This is a genomic window from Christiangramia crocea, from assembly GCF_022410465.1.
Taxonomy (GTDB): domain Bacteria; phylum Bacteroidota; class Bacteroidia; order Flavobacteriales; family Flavobacteriaceae; genus Christiangramia; species Christiangramia crocea.
Genome location: NZ_JAJSON010000025.1, coordinates 546,436 through 561,304 on the forward strand (window position 1 = coordinate 546,436; position 14,869 = coordinate 561,304).

The following is a 14,869-nucleotide window of genomic DNA, read 5'->3' on the forward strand; positions in this document are numbered from 1 at the left end:
GATCTACTGCATTTTAAAAACAGTAGTTTCAATAACACCTTCATTATTATCTAAAACAATCTTCAGTAATGTTCTTTTCTCTATTGCTTTAAGATCAAATGGCGGAGAAGACAAATTCAAGCCACTTTGTTTTTTTAGTCTTGTTCCCTGTCCTGAAATAATATCTTTATTGGGTTCAAAATCTCCTTGGGGAAAATGCTCGGTTAAAATAAGATATTTAAAGTCGCTCAACTTTTTCAATATAGACTGTATCTCTGCATTAGACAGATGCTGCAACACCTGTCTTAGAATTGCAATGTCTCCGGAAGGCAATGGATCTGCTGCAATATCCAGGCAATGAAATTCGAGGTCTTTCTGCCGGAATTTTTTAGTGTTATAGGCTATAAGTGGCTCTACAATATCTACCGCTATATATTTACAGGTGTACTTTACCAGTTCTTTCCCTACATTAAAATCACCACAGCCAAGATCACATACGCTCAGCGGATCTTCAAATGAATTTAAAAAGGAGCTTACCACCTCGATATACGGATTAATGATGTCCGGATGATGAGATCCGATTCCGGAATAAAATTCAGCTTTATTACCTCCCCAAAGGTTCATGCTATAAACCTGTTCCATAGCAGCTTTGGTGGGCCAGGGCTTCTTAGATCTTTTAATTGTCTTCTCTTTCTCCCGCATAAACCATGCTTTGCTAATGAAAGCTACGAATTTCGTTAAACCTCAATACAAATATAACAGAGGTTTCGAAACCTGAGTTTCATCTAAAAATAACGGATAGCTTTTCAATAAAATAATTAACCTGACCAACAAACTAATATTAACCATGCCTATTGCGTGGCAGGTCCGACATCCCGATAGTTATCGGGACCGCGTCCCTTACTCCGCCAACTAGTGATATATCCTATTTCGAGTAATGCGTGGGGACACCCATAAAGCTTTCCGCAGCTTCCATGATGGTCTCTGAAAGTGTAGGATGCGGATGAATGCTGAGCTCAAGATCTTCTGCAGTGGCTGCCATTTCAATGGCCAGGTTGATCTCCGGGATAAGGCTGCCTGCATTTTTTCCTGCCACTCCCCCACCAAGGATCCTTCCGTTTTCAGGATCGGTTATTAGTTTTGTAAGCCCGTTTGAAGTTCCCATGCTTACCGCTCTTCCCGATGCCGACCAGGGGAATTTGAGGATCTTCACTTCTATGCCTTTTTCCTTAGCCCCGGTTTCTGAAAGTCCGGTCCAGGCTATTTCAGGATTTGTAAATACGATTCCGGGGATAGCGGCCGGATCATAGGCTGCCGACTTATCGCCAGAGATCACCTCAGCGGCAATGCGGCCTTCATGGGTAGCCTTGTGTGCAAGCAGCGGTTCCCCGGTAAGGTCACCAATCGCATAGATATTTTCAATATTGGTCTGTCGTTTATCATCAACCTTTATAAAGCCATTTTCATCAGTTTTAATACCTGTATTTTCCAGGTTGAGCCCGGAAGTATTAGGTCTTCTTCCAACTGCCACCAGCACTTTGTCGAACTTAAGCTTATTTTTCTCCTCCTCTTTAGTGCTGAATTCAACTTCTATCTTATCCTTTTTGATCTCCAGTGATTCTACCTTAGTATTGAAATAGGTTTCTTTAAAGGGATTTTCATTTTCCAGGATCTTTACCAGGTCCCTGTCTGCTCCGGGTAAAAAACCCGGGGTCATTTCGGCGATGCTTACCTCACTGCCCAGGCTGGCATAAACGCTTCCCATTTCCAGGCCTATATAACCACCACCAATCACCAGTAATGTATCTGGAATTTCAGTTAGTTCCAGCGCATCTGTAGAATCGATCACCTTTTCATGATCAACTTTAATATCAGGAAGCTCAAGGTTTACAGAACCGGTTGCAATGATGAGATGATCAAATTCAAGTTCTTCTTTCCCTGCCTTGATCTTATTATCTGAAACAAATTCGGCCTTCTCCTGTATATACTCGATGCCTTTGCTTTTAGAAAGTTGTCCCAGGCCTCCGGTTAGTTTTTCCACGACCTTATCCTTCCATTTCCTGATCTTTTTAATATCAATTTCAGGCTCCCCGAATTCCAATCCCCATTCTGAAGCTTCCCTGGCTTCCTGCTTTATCTTACAAAGGTGGAGCAAGGCTTTGGAAGGGATACAACCACGGTAAAGACAAACTCCGCCGGGATTCTCCTGCGGATCTATAAGTGTCACTTTAAGGCCTGATTCAGCAGCCTGAAAAGCGGCGGCATAACCTCCCGGCCCGGCACCAATTATAATAAGCTCTTTATTTTTAGCCATAAGTCTTAGATTAAACGCCGAGTAAGGCTTTATAGGGGTCTTCCAGGGCCTTCGATATCCAGGTGAGGAAACGAACCCCGTCAGCACCATCTATCAGTCTATGATCATAAGAAAGGCTAAGGGGCAGTATATCCCTTGCTTGTAGTTCACCATCCATATAAACCGGTTTTTGCTGCGCCCTGGAAACACCCAGGATCGCTACCTGCGGATGATAGATGATTGGAGTGAAGTTGGTGCCTCCTATCCCGCCTAAATTAGAAATGCTGAAATTACCTCCCTTCATTTCTTCTGGTTTCAGTTTCCTGTCACGGGCTTTTTTAGCAAGGTCTTCTATTTCTCCGGCGATCTCGATAATATTCTTCCTGTCCACATCTCTTACCACCGGAACAAGCAGTCCTTCTTCGGTATCTACCGCAATCCCGATATTCACATATTTCTTCAGGATCATTTGCTCATTCTCCATATCTATACTGGCATTGAAATTCGGGAATTGTCTTAAGGCACTAGCCACTATCTTGGTAAGTACGGCGGTTAGGGTCAGGGAAACACCGGCTTTCTCTGCCTTATCCTTATTCTTTTCAAGGAATTCTTCTATCCCGGTAATATCGGCCTCATCAAACTGGAATACATGTGGAATGGAGCTCCAGGATGCCGCGGTTCCTTTGGCCGTCGCACTTCGTATCCCGGAAAGTTCCTTTGTTTCCGTTTCGCCCCATTTGCTGAAATCTGGTAGTTCAGATACCTGTGGCCCTGCCTTACTTTTACTTCCTTCTTTAGAATGTGCCTTAACATCGTCTTTACTGATGCGCCCATCCTTACCACTGCCTTTTACTTCTGAAAGATCTACTCCAAGCTCCCTGGCAAATCTTCTTACGCCGGGAGAAGCAGGTATTTTCTGTCCTTCCTCCCCGGTTTTATCATCCTCATCACTTTCCTTTTTATCTGAATCTTTCTTTTTCTCTGGCTCCCCGCCTGAATCTTCAGCTTCTTCCTTTGATGAATCTTTTTCTTCTTTATCTTCCTTCTCCTCTTCAGTATCTTCCTCAGAGGTTTCTTTCTTTTTCTTTTTTTCTGCAGAATCCTGCTTCTCTTTTTTATCTTCTGAATCCTCTGATCCATCTGAATCTTCAGAATCCCCTGAATCTTCTGAAGTTTCCAGCTTAATGATCACATCTCCAACATGTACTTCATCTCCTTCGCTAACTTCAACTGAAGCTACTTTCCCTGCTTCTGGTGACGGGATCTCTACTGAAGCCTTATCTGATTCCACGGTAATAAGGGAATCATCCTTTTCTATGCTGTCTCCTTCAGAGACCAGTACTTCGGTCACCGTGGCCTTATCCACTCCTTCTGCTATCTGCGGAATCTTAATTTCTTTCGCCATATTCAAATTTTTTGATCGGTATTATTTATCAGGACCTTCTGGGGTCTCCTTTTTCCGGGTTTATGTTTAGATCTTTCGCAGCCTTTTTAAGCGTATCATTTTTCAGGTCCTTCTTCAGGGCAAGTTCATATAAGGTTGCATATACAATATGGGCTGCATTAACCTCGAAGAATTTCCTGAGCTGTTTCCTGGAATCACTTCTTCCAAAACCATCGGTACCCAGGCTCACCGGTTTTTCAGGGAACCATTTCGAAATAGATTCGGGCAGGGCTTTTACATAATCTGAAGCCGCCACAAAAACACCTTTTTCCTTTTTCAGGCATTGTTCTATATAATTCCTTTCCGGATTCATTCTGGAGCTTAAGCGATTGCGACGATCGGTATCTATCCCGTTATCATAAAGGGCCTTGTAGCTGGTAATGCTCCAAACATCGGCACTTACATCATAATCTTCCTCCAGTATCTTTGCGGCTTCCAGCACTTCAGTCATGATGGCCCCGCTTCCAAAGAGATGAGCTTTATGATCTGAATCCTTTTCTGAACTTCTGAACCTGTACATTCCTTTAAGGATGCCTTCTTCAACATCTTCAGGCATTTCAGGCATAGGATAAGTGTCGTTCCCGGCGGTGATATAATAGAAATAAGATTCCTTATCTACGTACATTTCTTTGATACCGTGCTTCACGATCACTGCCATTTCATAGGCAAAAGCCGGATCGTAGGCTTTTACGGTAGGGAAGGCATAGGCATAGAGATGACTTTGCCCGTCCTGGTGCTGTAGACCTTCACCCGGTAAACTTGTCCTTCCGGAGATCCCACCTATCAGGAAGCCTTTGGCTCCTGCATCTGCCGCCGCCCAGATAAGATCGGCGGTACGCTGGAATCCGAACATGGAATAAAAGAAATAAAAAGGGATAATATTAAGGGCATGATTAAGATAAGCAGTTCCTGCGGCAATAAATTCAGCGGTACAACCGGACTCGGTGATACCTTCCTCGAGGATCGCCCCGTCCCTGACCTCCTTATAATAAAGCAGGCTGTCCTTATCTACTGGTTCATATTGCTGACCGCCGGGAGCATAGATCCCTGCCTGCTGGAAAAGGGACTCCATCCCAAAGGTCCTGGATTCATCAGGAATAATAGGGGTTATAAGGTCAGCTGTATTTTCATCTTTCAATAACTTGCTTAATATCTGAACCAGCACGCTGGTAGTTCCGGCTTCATCATCTCCCGAGCCTTCATAGAATTTGCTGAAAATGTCTTCAGATGGTTCCTTAAGAGGTTCAGAATGATCCTTCCTTTCCGGAATATATCCGCCCAGTTCTTCCCTGCGTTCGTTAAGGTATTCCAGCTCCTCGCTGTCCTTAGAGGGTTTAATGAATTTTATATCCTCCAGGTCTTCGTCTGAAAGGGGCACGTTGAAATAATCCCTGAACTGCTTAAGCCCGTCCATATCCATTTTCTTGGTCTGGTGAGAGACATTGCTGGCCTCGCCGGCCTCGCCCTGTCCATAACCTTTGATAGTATGAGCAAGGATAATGCTGGGCCCATCTGAATATTCGGTGGCTTTTTTATAGGCATTAAAGACCTTTACCGGATCATGACCTCCACGGTCCCTGATGAGTTCCTTTAACTGGTCATCTGAATAGCCTTTTACAAGTTCCGCAAGATCATCGTCTTTCGCGAAAAGATTTTCCCTGATGAATTCACCGTTCTCAAAGGCCAGTTTCTGCATTTCTCCATCGGTGAGTTGGGCAAGGCTATGTTGTAGTTTATTGCTTTTATCCCTGGCAAAGAGTTCGTCCCATTTTCTGCCCCAAAGCACTTTGATCACGTTCCAGCCGGCACCTTTAAAAAGGCCTTCCAGTTCCTGGATGATCTTCTGGTTTCCGCGCACCGGGCCGTCGAGTCTCTGCAGGTTACAGTCCACCACAAAAATGAGATTATCCAGTTTGTCCCGGGCGGCTATGCTTATAGCTCCACGGGCTTCTGGCTCATCCATTTCTCCATCCCCGAGAAATGCCCATACTTTCCTGTTATCATCTTCTATGAGTTCACGGTTCTGCAAATATTTATTGAACCTTGCCTGGTAAATGGCCATGATAGGACCAAGTCCCATGGATACAGTAGGAAAATTCCAGAATTCCGGCATTAATCTGGGATGCGGATATGAGGTAAGCGCTTTCTCTTCTTTGATCTCCCTCCTGAAATTCTCCAGATGCTCTTCGCTTAACCTGCCTTCCAGGAATGCCCTGGAATAAATCCCGGGCGAAGCATGACCCTGGAAATAGATAAAATCTGCCCTGTCTTTTTCGTGTACTTTAAAGAAATGATTGAAGCCTACTTCCCAAAGATGGGAAATGGAAGCATAGGTAGAAATATGCCCTCCAATACCGGCTTTCTTTTTATTGGCCTTTGCCACCATGGCCATGGCGTTCCAGCGAATGATGGCCTGTATCTTTGCTTCCAGTTCCAGTTTACCCGGGTAGGCTGTTTCCTCTTCTGTGGCTATGGTATTGACGTAGGGAGTAACGCGACCGGTTGGCAGATCGATGCCTTTTTTAGCGGCTTCTTCCTGCAATAACTGCAGGATCTCTGTGGCGCGTTCTTCGGGTTCATTGGCGAGGATCCAGCGGTAAGAATCCAGCCACTCCATGTTCTCAATCTCAAATTTCTCCTTTTCTGCCATGCCTTAGAGTTTAGGTTTTATCGAGGTCTCCCTTTCAAATTAGTTTTTAAAGGAATGAGAATCAAATGATTAACATAAGATTATCAGGAATCTAAAAGGGAGGTTAAGAAAAGTTGGTTGTTATCAAGATGTTTATAAGATTATTTAGAGTTAACCGTAACAGGAATTAGTATTCCTTAACTTAGCCTGAAACCTCTGTTTATCCCGGAACATTCTCGGATAAAAATGTATTTTTAGGGACATATAACGAGTTGGCAACAATTTATGAAAAGAGAAATTAGAGAAAAATTACTTCTTGCCGATCTTCCTGAACAGACGGAAGGCGATTATATTAATTTAAAAATCCCAGAACATTTAGAACCTCGTTGTTTAGGGTATGCTAATATGTTTGCAGACCTGGAAATTTGTAGTAATGCACTTGATAAATTAGAAAAGTCAGAAGACGAAATAATTACAAATGCTTTGTTTACAACTATAATAATTTCCTATGGAAGATGCTTTACAGACAGTAGTAGTTCAAAGACACCAAAACTTGAAGACAAAATTTTTAAGAACAATCCTGACTTAGAAAATTTACATAAAGATTTAATGGAAATGAGGCATAATTTTATTGCTCACCGAGGATTTTCAGACCACTCTGTCGGAAAAGCATTTTTACAAATTTCACCTTCAAAAATGCAGGGTAGTATTAAGGTAGGACATCTGTTCACAAATAATTTCTCAGTAGAAGAATTACCTAGATATAAAGCTCTATTTGATTTTACAATGCTGGAAATCAGGAAAAAATTCAGCAAGGCAGAAAAACATATAGTTCAAGAGATTTTTAAAGATTTGAAACCTGGTGATTTAAAAAGATTAGTAATTACAGATTACCCACAATAATGATAGATAATTTAAATGTTAATAAATAGCATCAATTATCTATCTCCTTAAACTTTAAAATTCTATAGTTTTAACGGTAAATATAAAACCAATGGACTTTAAAAAAGCAGTTGAAATTAAAGAGCAAAATCTAGAGTTAGTGGGTAAAAATGTAAATGGTGCTGTAATTGACGAAATTTTAATATACCCAACCAAAAATGAAAGCTTCCAAAGATTTTTACAATTATATAGACGCTACAATGATGCAGACTATGCAATTGCACCTTTCGTAAATGAAAATGTAGAGGTTAGATGCTTAATCGATAAAAGTAGATTCTTTACTCAAAACTTTTTTGCTCATTTAAGTATTGAAGAAGCAAAAAGAAATTAATTTTTGCTAATAATTTTATGCTTTAAATTCATAAACAGTTGCCAACAAAGAACTAAGGTAAAATCCAAGTAGTTTTAAGCTAATTTCGACATATAATTTTCCTGGTAATAAGTTCCGGACTTAGCTATTGCAAATGCCTGTTTCAGGAGCTTATTACATACGGCTATTAGTGCCAGTTTCTTACTCTTTCCCTTCTCTACTATTCGCTCATAAATTTCCCTGCAGGCCTTATTGGTTTTACAGGCAGTGAAGCTACACATGAATAATAAATTGCGAAGTTTTCGGTTCCCTACTTTACTTATTCTGCTACGGCCTCTTACACTTGTTCCGGATTGCCTAATCGTTGGTGTGATCCCGGTATAACAGCAAAGTTGCCTGGCATTCTCAAAACTGGTAAATCCGTCTGTAAGTACAATTAACAGCATCGCCGTTTTCTTTCCCATTCCCGGAATGCTGGTTAATTGCTCCAGTTGCTCTTCCTGGGCTTTTCTGATTAAGAATTCCAGCTTGGTTTCGATCTGAGCCAATTCCTTCTCTAATTGCTTCAACATTCTAACAAGAGATCTACTTACAGTCTTTGAGGGTGTTCCTAAAGCTTTTTCGCCATGGATCTTATTCTTAATAGCTGTTCGTTGTTTCAGGTAAAGATCCTGAAGACTCAGTAGTTGCAAGCATTCTGCCTGAACAGCATTCCTGGCTGTGTACAATGGAACTTCTGCTGCCTGTGCATATTCACAGATCGCCTTAGCATCGCTCTTATCCGTCTTGATCTTGGAGAGCTTCATTTGAATAAAACGCTTTACCGAAAGTGGATTCACAACCGATACCGTTATACCATTCTCGTATAGATATTGAGCCAGCCTGTAATGATAGTAGCCAGTAGCTTCCATAACAACTAAACTGTCTTTCTTAATGAACTTCAGTAAGCCTTTAAAGCCTTTTACATCATTGGAGAATTGATCATGCTTGCCATCCTGGTCAACTACATCAAAGAATGATTTACTGATGTCTACTCCGTAAAAATGTTTAATTTTATCCATAAGAGAATGATTGGAAAGAACAGCTACTTTGGTTTTCATCGACTTAAAAACGAGATCCAGGTCTCACAGAACTAAACGAAATTAAAGTAGAAAAGAGAGGGGATTATCATTGTTGACGGAATCTCTAGTTCCCACGGTTCATGTAATCTTATTCCTCTCTTTTGTTCTTTCTGGTTATACAATCAAAATTTAGAGAAATTAAACTTAAGACGGTTCATCGCCAATAAGCGGCACCGTTAGTAAGAGAATAATTAACTTGACCACCAAACTAATACTAAGCCGACAAATCCGCGTCCCCTACTCCGCCAACTGGCGATAACCGAGACCGTTGCCCACAATATGCAGAAAGATATGATCCAAACTTTATTTATTATAATAGTTCTCGTTATCGGACTATTTTTTGCATTTAATTATGGAAAGAAAACAAAGAATGAAGTTATTGAATATAAAGCTTCACAATCAGAAAAAACTTTAGAAGAAATATCTGAACAAAAAAGTTTAGATAAACCTAATAGAACTCCAGAGTTTGAATCCTTAAGTAAAAAAGCCTACGAATATTTGAATCAGCAACAAAAATATGCCGAAGAAGAATATGGAATTGGTAAATACGAAAAATGGTTTTACGACCAAGAAACAGGTTTGCTAACTTTTTCCGATAATGATGAAATCAAGCTGAAAATAAAATATGAATCAGTAGGGTCAATTTCAAAAATAAGTGAAACCTGGCTCTGGTCATGGGCAAATGAACACTTAGAACAAATAGTAAAATCTGATATTAAAAAAGTTAAGAAATATGGAGAAGAGAATAATATTGAAGCATTAACGAAAAGAAAATGGCATGCAGATCAATATGATGGTTGGGAAATGACAGCTATAAGTGCATATTTAATGAAAGCAAAAGGTGCTTATAGAGTTCCAACGGAGAATACATATTCTTTTATGATTTTTAAAGACATAATCGATTTAAGATAATTGGAAAAGCATACAGTGGGCAACAATGGTACATCGCCAATAGCCGGCACCGCAAGAAAGAAAATAATTAACTTGACCAACCAATACTAAGCCGACATCCCGATAGCTATCGGGACCGTGTCCTTTACTCCCGCAACTTGTATTAACCGGGACCATTGGCTGCAGGCAAATATGCTAGGAAAAGGAAGATGAGAGAAGATTTTAAAAATATTGAATATTTAAAAACCGGGAATTCTAAACAGAAAGAGGTTTATAGAATTTTAAAGGATAATTTAATATTAGAAAAACTTGCAAAATACTCTCCTATTCTGGTTGGAACAATCCCAATAAGAATTGACATTGAAAATAGCGATTTAGATATTATATGTTTTTCCAGGAATCTGGAAAAATTCGAAACTGATGTAAAGGCTAATTTTTCAAAAGAAAATCAATTCATGATTTCAATTAAAAATATTAATAAAAGAAAAAGTGTAGTTGCTAAATTCAGATTGGAGAATTATGATTTTGAAATATTTGGACAAAATATTCCTACTGATCAACAGGATGCCTTTCTCCACATGATCAAAGAAAATGAAATATTGAAAAATAGAGATACCGAGTTCAGAAGATCTATAATTGAATTAAAAAGAAGTGGTCTAAAAACTGAGCCAGCCTTCGCAAAATTATTGGACATAAAAGGAGATCCGTATTCCGGTTTATTAAACTACTAATGCCAGCAGCCAACAACGCATAACTCAAATAGGAGGCAGCCTTAGAAAGAAAATAGTTAACTTAGTCAGCATTCCAGGTCTTAAACCAACATCCCGATAGCTATCGGGACCGCGTACCTGGTACCGCTACTTGCGATAGCCGATACCCTTAGACATCATGAAATCAAATCCTCATAATACGAAATGAAAGCAATTGTACTTAATCAGGAAACTTATAAGCTTGAAATTAGCGATGTTGAACCTCCAAAAGTATCTGATTCTAATGTGTTGATTAAGTTAAAAGCTGCTTCAATTAATCATCATGAACTTTGGTCGCTTAAAGAAAAGGACCTGAAAAGCAATTCGAATATAATAATAGGGTCTGATGGAGCAGGGATTGTCAGGGAGGTTGGGTCTTTAGTGAAAACCTTCAAAACTGGTGATGAAGTTATTATTAACCCATCAATAAACTGGGGCTCAAATGAAAGAGCACAAGGCCCAAATTATCAAATATTAGGATTCCCGGGTCAGGGAACTTTTGCTGAATATATTAGCATCGATCATCAATATGTAGAGTACAAACCCAAACACCTTTCTTTTGAAGAATCGGCAGCTCTACCATTGGCAGGATTAACCGCATATCGTGCTCTATTTACCAGAGGGGAATTTGAAAGCAACGACAAGGTTCTGATTACTGGAATTGGCGGAGGAGTTGCTCTATTCGCTTTAAAGTTTGCTGTTGCCTCCGGGGCTGATGTATATGTTACATCGGGAAGTGAAAGTAAAATATCGAAAGCTATCGAATTAGGCGCGAAAGGTGGAGTTAATTATAAGGCCAATAACTGGAGTTCTGATTTGGAACAAATGGCTGGTGGTTTTGATGTAATTGTGGATAGTGCAGCCGGGGAGGATTTTGAGAAGTTAACTGAATTAGCCAATTCTGGTGGTCGAATTGCATTATTTGGAAGAACTGCGGGCAACATAACGAGCTTAAATCCCAAAACGATTTTTTGGAAACAATTATCTATTCATGGAACGACTATGGGAAATGGTCATGAATTTAAAAAAATGATTGAATTTGTTTCTTCAAAAAGCATACATCCGGTTATAGATTCCGTTTATCCAGCCAACAACATCAATCCGGGATTTGAAAAAATGAATAGAGGAGAGCAGTTTGGTAAGATTATTATTAATCTGGACGAATTCTGAACGACCTCTAACGAATGATATGGCACATGCCCCTACTGAGCCAATTTGGGATAACCGAGACCATTTTGAGCAAGACTAATCAAAATTTTTTAAATCTGATGAGATTAAATTTAGTTCTGTTTTTAATTTTAAACTGTTCAATAGCAACAGGCCAAAACTTCGATACCGAATTTAAATATTCTGATAGTTCCGGAAAAAATATAATAATTGAGAATAGTTTACCTAAAGGAGGAATAGGCTATACTGCTCCTTCTAATGAGAATTTCGTTTATGCAGTATTCTGGACTCGCATAACTAATGAAACTAATACTCCTATAGAATTAAAAATTGATTATCCTGAAGATGGGTTTCACTTACCAAATTCAATAGACAATTCTGTTAAGTTGCTGTTACCCACAAATAGAATGACATTAGAAAAGGTACCATTATTTAATTATGGTTTTACAGATATAGAAGTTTATCTAAATAAAAATTATAACAAAGAAAGTAGCTTAAGTAAGACAATACCCGCAAAGCAATCCTATCTGTTCTACGTGACTGCACTTTATGACAAAGGAGTAGAAGGAATAATTCGAGCAGGCTTTATAATGAAGAACAATCAGCTTTTTTATAAGATCTCAGGATTAGAAATTCCCTGTGGACGAATTAAACCAATTTAAATTAAGATATGGCCAGCTCACAAAAGCGGTTCATCTCAAATTACAGGTATTGTGGAAAAAGTGTATTTTTAGAAACCAGGAAAGGAACTGGTTAACCCAACATCCCGATAGCTATCGTGACCGCGTCCCTACTCCGTCAGCTTGCGATAATCGAGACCCGTTGTAATGCATTATAAAAGACGAAAAAAATGAAACAAGTAATTGGCCTTTTTCTTTTACTAATTATACTCAATTCCTGTAATGAGCAGCCTAAAGAGATGGGACTTTCCAAAGGGTTAAAAGCAACAGGTGAAAATTTGGATAATTATTTTTCAGCATTGACAGATCTTAAAAAATTCAATGGTGTTTTACTGGCATATAAAAACGATACTTTACTTATAGAAAAAGCCTATAATATTTACCAAAGTCCCGACAGTTCAAGTTATGTAACTACAGAACATCAGTTTGATATTCATTCTGTTGCTAAATTAATGACCCATTATTTGATTGTAAAATTAAATGAAGATGAAGTTATTTCTAAAAACGAACCCATAGCCAGGTTTTATCCTGACTTTCCAAATGCAAAAAGGATTACGATTGAAATGCTTCTTAATCATAGTTCTGGTTTACCACGAGAGTTGCAAAATTTAACACAAAAGGAAATCAATTTGACTTCTGATGAAATAGTTAATCTGGCTAAAAAAGAAAAATTACTTTTTCAACCAGGAACGGACGTTCAATATTCAAATGTTGGTTATGAATTATTGTACAACATCATTTCAAAAATTTATAAAAAGCCTTTTGCCGAATGTGTAGTAGACGAAATATTTAAGCCTTTAAATATGAATCAGAGTGGTTCGCATTTCTTTACAGATGAGAACCGATTACAAAATCTTGCAAAAAATCATATCCTGAAGGATTCCACTCTTTTTGAAGTGCCTAATATTCTAGAAGATGAATTTAAAACAGCCCGATTATATTCTACTGTTTCAGATTTGAATACTTTTCTTATTCAATTAGAAAATGAACCCTACAAATCAGCAATGATGAATAAAAATGGGATAATTGCTAAAGATGGCGGTTCAAAAGGAATACGAGCCCAGGTTTATTCTGATTTAGAACACGAATTCAGGTTTGTGCTTTTAGCTAATTATGACGGGATGCCATTTTTCAAAACTATTGAGGATGTTGCGAAAATATTAAAAGAAGAAGCCTTTGAGCTACCGAAAGAACTGAACAGACAGTCCATTGCTGTAAAAAGAGAAATTCTAGAACGCTATGTGGGCTCTTATTCCTTCGCTGATTTTGATGGATTAATTCTAAAAATAGACATAGAGGGTGATAATCTTGTTGTTTTTCAGGACAATGAAAAGATTGCTACACTTAAAGCTGAAACTGAAACAATCTTTTTTGAAAACCCCAAAGCAACTGAATCCTTTGAATTCGTTAAAAATGAATCAGGTTCATATAATGCTTTGATGGGCTGGAAAGGGATAACCGTTGAAGGGGAAAGAGAATAACGCATTACAACAATGTAAATAAGTCATTAAAACGGTCCATATACTAAACCGCTGTGTGTCCTATTTAATACGAATGAAAGATACTAATGATAAAAAATAAACTATATATAGTCATAATTTCATTACTTATTTTAAATTCTTGTAATGGAAAAAAAGGTAAGAGCGAGTTACAACCTATACATTCTGAAAAGAAAACAGAGAACCCTAAATCAAAAACTAAAAACGAAGAAAACACGTTTTTTTCAGATTTCGACAATCAGATAAGTCAAGTAGTAAGAACTATATTTCAGGATAGTAAAGGCAATTTTTGGTTTGGAACCCAAAATGGAGCATTTAAATTAAATGGTGATTCATTAATTCACATTGATAAAATAATCAGTGAATCCGGAAAAGGAGTAACCATAAAGGATATCACCGAAGCTAAGGATGGAAAAATATGGTTTGGACATACAGATGGAGTAAGTAGTATCGATGGAGACATTGTGGTTAATTACTATGAATCTGATGGATTGATCAACAATGACGTTTGGTCTATTGCCTCCGATAAAAAGGGCAATATATGGATTGGAACAATAGATGGCGTATGTGTTTTTAACGCTAAGGGGTTTACAGAATTCAGTCTTCCCGAAGGTAAAGTAGACTCGACTTCAGGTGTTTCAAGTTCAAAAATGGTTCACGATATATTTCAGGACAGTAAAGGCACATTATGGTTTAGCTCGAACGCTGGTCTGTTCTCGTATGCCAATAATTCGCTTACGCATGTTTCTCAAAAATTAGGGTTTGAAACAAATTTTGTCAATGAAGTATTTGAAGATAAAAATGGAGAATTATGGGTTTCTACCAAAGTCGGGCTATATAATTTAAAAGATAATAGTTCAAAAAATATCACAAAAGGGATAATTGAAACTGGAAAAGGGATAGGAAGTATAGCAGAAGATAAAGAGGGTAATCTTTGGTTCGTTTCAGATCAACATTTTTTATATACCTATAATGGAGAAAAGTTGATTGAATATGAGAAAACAGAAAACAATAAAGGTCCAGTAACTTTTGAAATATTTAAAGATCGGGATAACAGACTCTGGTTCGTGGGTTTTGGTGGTGCTTTTAGATTAAATAACGGGAAATTTATTAATGTAACGAGGAATGGACCCTGGTAAAAGAAATACGAACGCTCTACTACGGT

General features: G+C 38.5%; 13 protein-coding genes. 8 read left to right on the forward strand and 5 right to left on the reverse strand.

Going from position 1 to position 14,869, the window contains the following annotated elements; translation table 11 throughout:
- Positions 1–3: 3 nt before the first annotated feature.
- The 4 genes from LU635_RS14030 to aceE form a co-directional block, all read right to left on the reverse strand.
- Positions 4–681, reverse strand: coding sequence for a class I SAM-dependent methyltransferase (locus LU635_RS14030; protein WP_240100120.1), 678 nt, complete (start codon positions 679–681; stop codon positions 4–6).
- A gap of 223 nt (positions 682–904) precedes the next feature.
- Positions 905–2,293, reverse strand: a complete 1,389-nt coding sequence (lpdA, locus tag LU635_RS14035; RefSeq protein ID WP_240100121.1) for a dihydrolipoyl dehydrogenase — start codon at positions 2,291–2,293, stop codon at positions 905–907.
- A 10-nt stretch (positions 2,294–2,303) separates the two neighbouring features.
- Positions 2,304–3,677, reverse strand: coding sequence for a 2-oxo acid dehydrogenase subunit E2 (locus tag LU635_RS14040; protein ID WP_240100122.1), 1,374 nt, complete (start codon positions 3,675–3,677; stop codon positions 2,304–2,306).
- Between the two features lie 28 nt (positions 3,678–3,705).
- Positions 3,706–6,366, reverse strand: coding sequence for a pyruvate dehydrogenase (acetyl-transferring), homodimeric type (gene aceE / locus LU635_RS14045; RefSeq protein WP_240100123.1), 2,661 nt, complete (start codon positions 6,364–6,366; stop codon positions 3,706–3,708).
- 264 nt (positions 6,367–6,630) lie between these two features.
- Between aceE and LU635_RS14050 the strand changes: the two genes are divergently transcribed.
- Both LU635_RS14050 and LU635_RS14055 read left to right on the forward strand, forming a co-directional pair.
- A complete protein-coding gene (locus LU635_RS14050) occupies positions 6,631–7,248 on the forward strand; it encodes a hypothetical protein (RefSeq protein ID WP_240100124.1) in 618 nt (205 codons plus the stop codon).
- Positions 7,249–7,339: 91 nt separating this feature from the next.
- Positions 7,340–7,618 (forward strand): hypothetical protein, encoded by a 279-nt coding sequence (locus tag LU635_RS14055; protein WP_240100125.1) that lies wholly within the window; start codon positions 7,340–7,342, stop codon positions 7,616–7,618.
- A gap of 74 nt (positions 7,619–7,692) precedes the next feature.
- On the opposite strand, the gene LU635_RS14060 is transcribed toward LU635_RS14055, so the two are convergent.
- Positions 7,693–8,658 carry an IS110 family RNA-guided transposase gene (locus tag LU635_RS14060; protein WP_240100126.1) on the reverse strand — a complete coding sequence of 322 codons (966 nt, stop codon included), beginning with the start codon at positions 8,656–8,658 and terminating at the stop codon, positions 7,693–7,695.
- A gap of 351 nt (positions 8,659–9,009) precedes the next feature.
- Between LU635_RS14060 and LU635_RS14065 the strand changes: the two genes are divergently transcribed.
- From LU635_RS14065 to LU635_RS14090, 6 genes are all read left to right on the forward strand, one after another.
- Positions 9,010–9,630: a DUF6882 domain-containing protein gene (locus LU635_RS14065; RefSeq protein ID WP_240100127.1), complete on the forward strand. Its 621-nt coding sequence runs from the start codon at positions 9,010–9,012 to the stop codon at positions 9,628–9,630.
- A 155-nt stretch (positions 9,631–9,785) separates the two neighbouring features.
- Complete coding sequence (locus tag LU635_RS14070; protein ID WP_240100128.1) at positions 9,786–10,340, forward strand: DUF4269 domain-containing protein; 555 nt, start codon at positions 9,786–9,788, stop codon at positions 10,338–10,340.
- Between the two features lie 183 nt (positions 10,341–10,523).
- A complete protein-coding gene (locus LU635_RS14075; protein WP_240100129.1) occupies positions 10,524–11,528 on the forward strand; it encodes a zinc-binding dehydrogenase in 1,005 nt (334 codons plus the stop codon).
- 98 nt (positions 11,529–11,626) lie between these two features.
- The gene (locus LU635_RS14080; RefSeq protein ID WP_240100130.1) at positions 11,627–12,187 is read left to right on the forward strand and encodes a hypothetical protein; all 561 of its coding nucleotides are present in this window, start codon (positions 11,627–11,629) and stop codon (positions 12,185–12,187) included.
- A 257-nt stretch (positions 12,188–12,444) separates the two neighbouring features.
- Positions 12,445–13,686, forward strand: a complete 1,242-nt coding sequence (locus tag LU635_RS14085) for a serine hydrolase domain-containing protein (protein WP_240100131.1) — start codon at positions 12,445–12,447, stop codon at positions 13,684–13,686.
- Between the two features lie 86 nt (positions 13,687–13,772).
- A complete protein-coding gene (locus LU635_RS14090) occupies positions 13,773–14,843 on the forward strand; it encodes a ligand-binding sensor domain-containing protein (RefSeq protein WP_240100132.1) in 1,071 nt (356 codons plus the stop codon).
- Positions 14,844–14,869 lie beyond the last annotated feature (26 nt).

Coding starts and splice junctions, on each gene's coding strand:
- LU635_RS14060 (WP_240100126.1), bottom strand. CDS start 8,658: ATGGATAAAATTAAACATTTTTACGGAGTAGACATCAGTAAATCATTC.
- LU635_RS14050 (WP_240100124.1), top strand. CDS start 6,631: ATGAAAAGAGAAATTAGAGAAAAATTACTTCTTGCCGATCTTCCTGAA.
- LU635_RS14085 (WP_240100131.1), top strand. CDS start 12,445: ATGGGACTTTCCAAAGGGTTAAAAGCAACAGGTGAAAATTTGGATAAT.
- aceE (WP_240100123.1), bottom strand. CDS start 6,366: ATGGCAGAAAAGGAGAAATTTGAGATTGAGAACATGGAGTGGCTGGAT.
- LU635_RS14040 (WP_240100122.1), bottom strand. CDS start 3,677: ATGGCGAAAGAAATTAAGATTCCGCAGATAGCAGAAGGAGTGGATAAG.
- LU635_RS14075 (WP_240100129.1), top strand. CDS start 10,524: ATGAAAGCAATTGTACTTAATCAGGAAACTTATAAGCTTGAAATTAGC.
- LU635_RS14080 (WP_240100130.1), top strand. CDS start 11,627: ATGAGATTAAATTTAGTTCTGTTTTTAATTTTAAACTGTTCAATAGCA.
- LU635_RS14030 (WP_240100120.1), bottom strand. CDS start 681: ATGCGGGAGAAAGAGAAGACAATTAAAAGATCTAAGAAGCCCTGGCCC.
- LU635_RS14065 (WP_240100127.1), top strand. CDS start 9,010: ATGATCCAAACTTTATTTATTATAATAGTTCTCGTTATCGGACTATTT.
- LU635_RS14090 (WP_240100132.1), top strand. CDS start 13,773: ATGATAAAAAATAAACTATATATAGTCATAATTTCATTACTTATTTTA.
- LU635_RS14055 (WP_240100125.1), top strand. CDS start 7,340: ATGGACTTTAAAAAAGCAGTTGAAATTAAAGAGCAAAATCTAGAGTTA.
- lpdA (WP_240100121.1), bottom strand. CDS start 2,293: ATGGCTAAAAATAAAGAGCTTATTATAATTGGTGCCGGGCCGGGAGGT.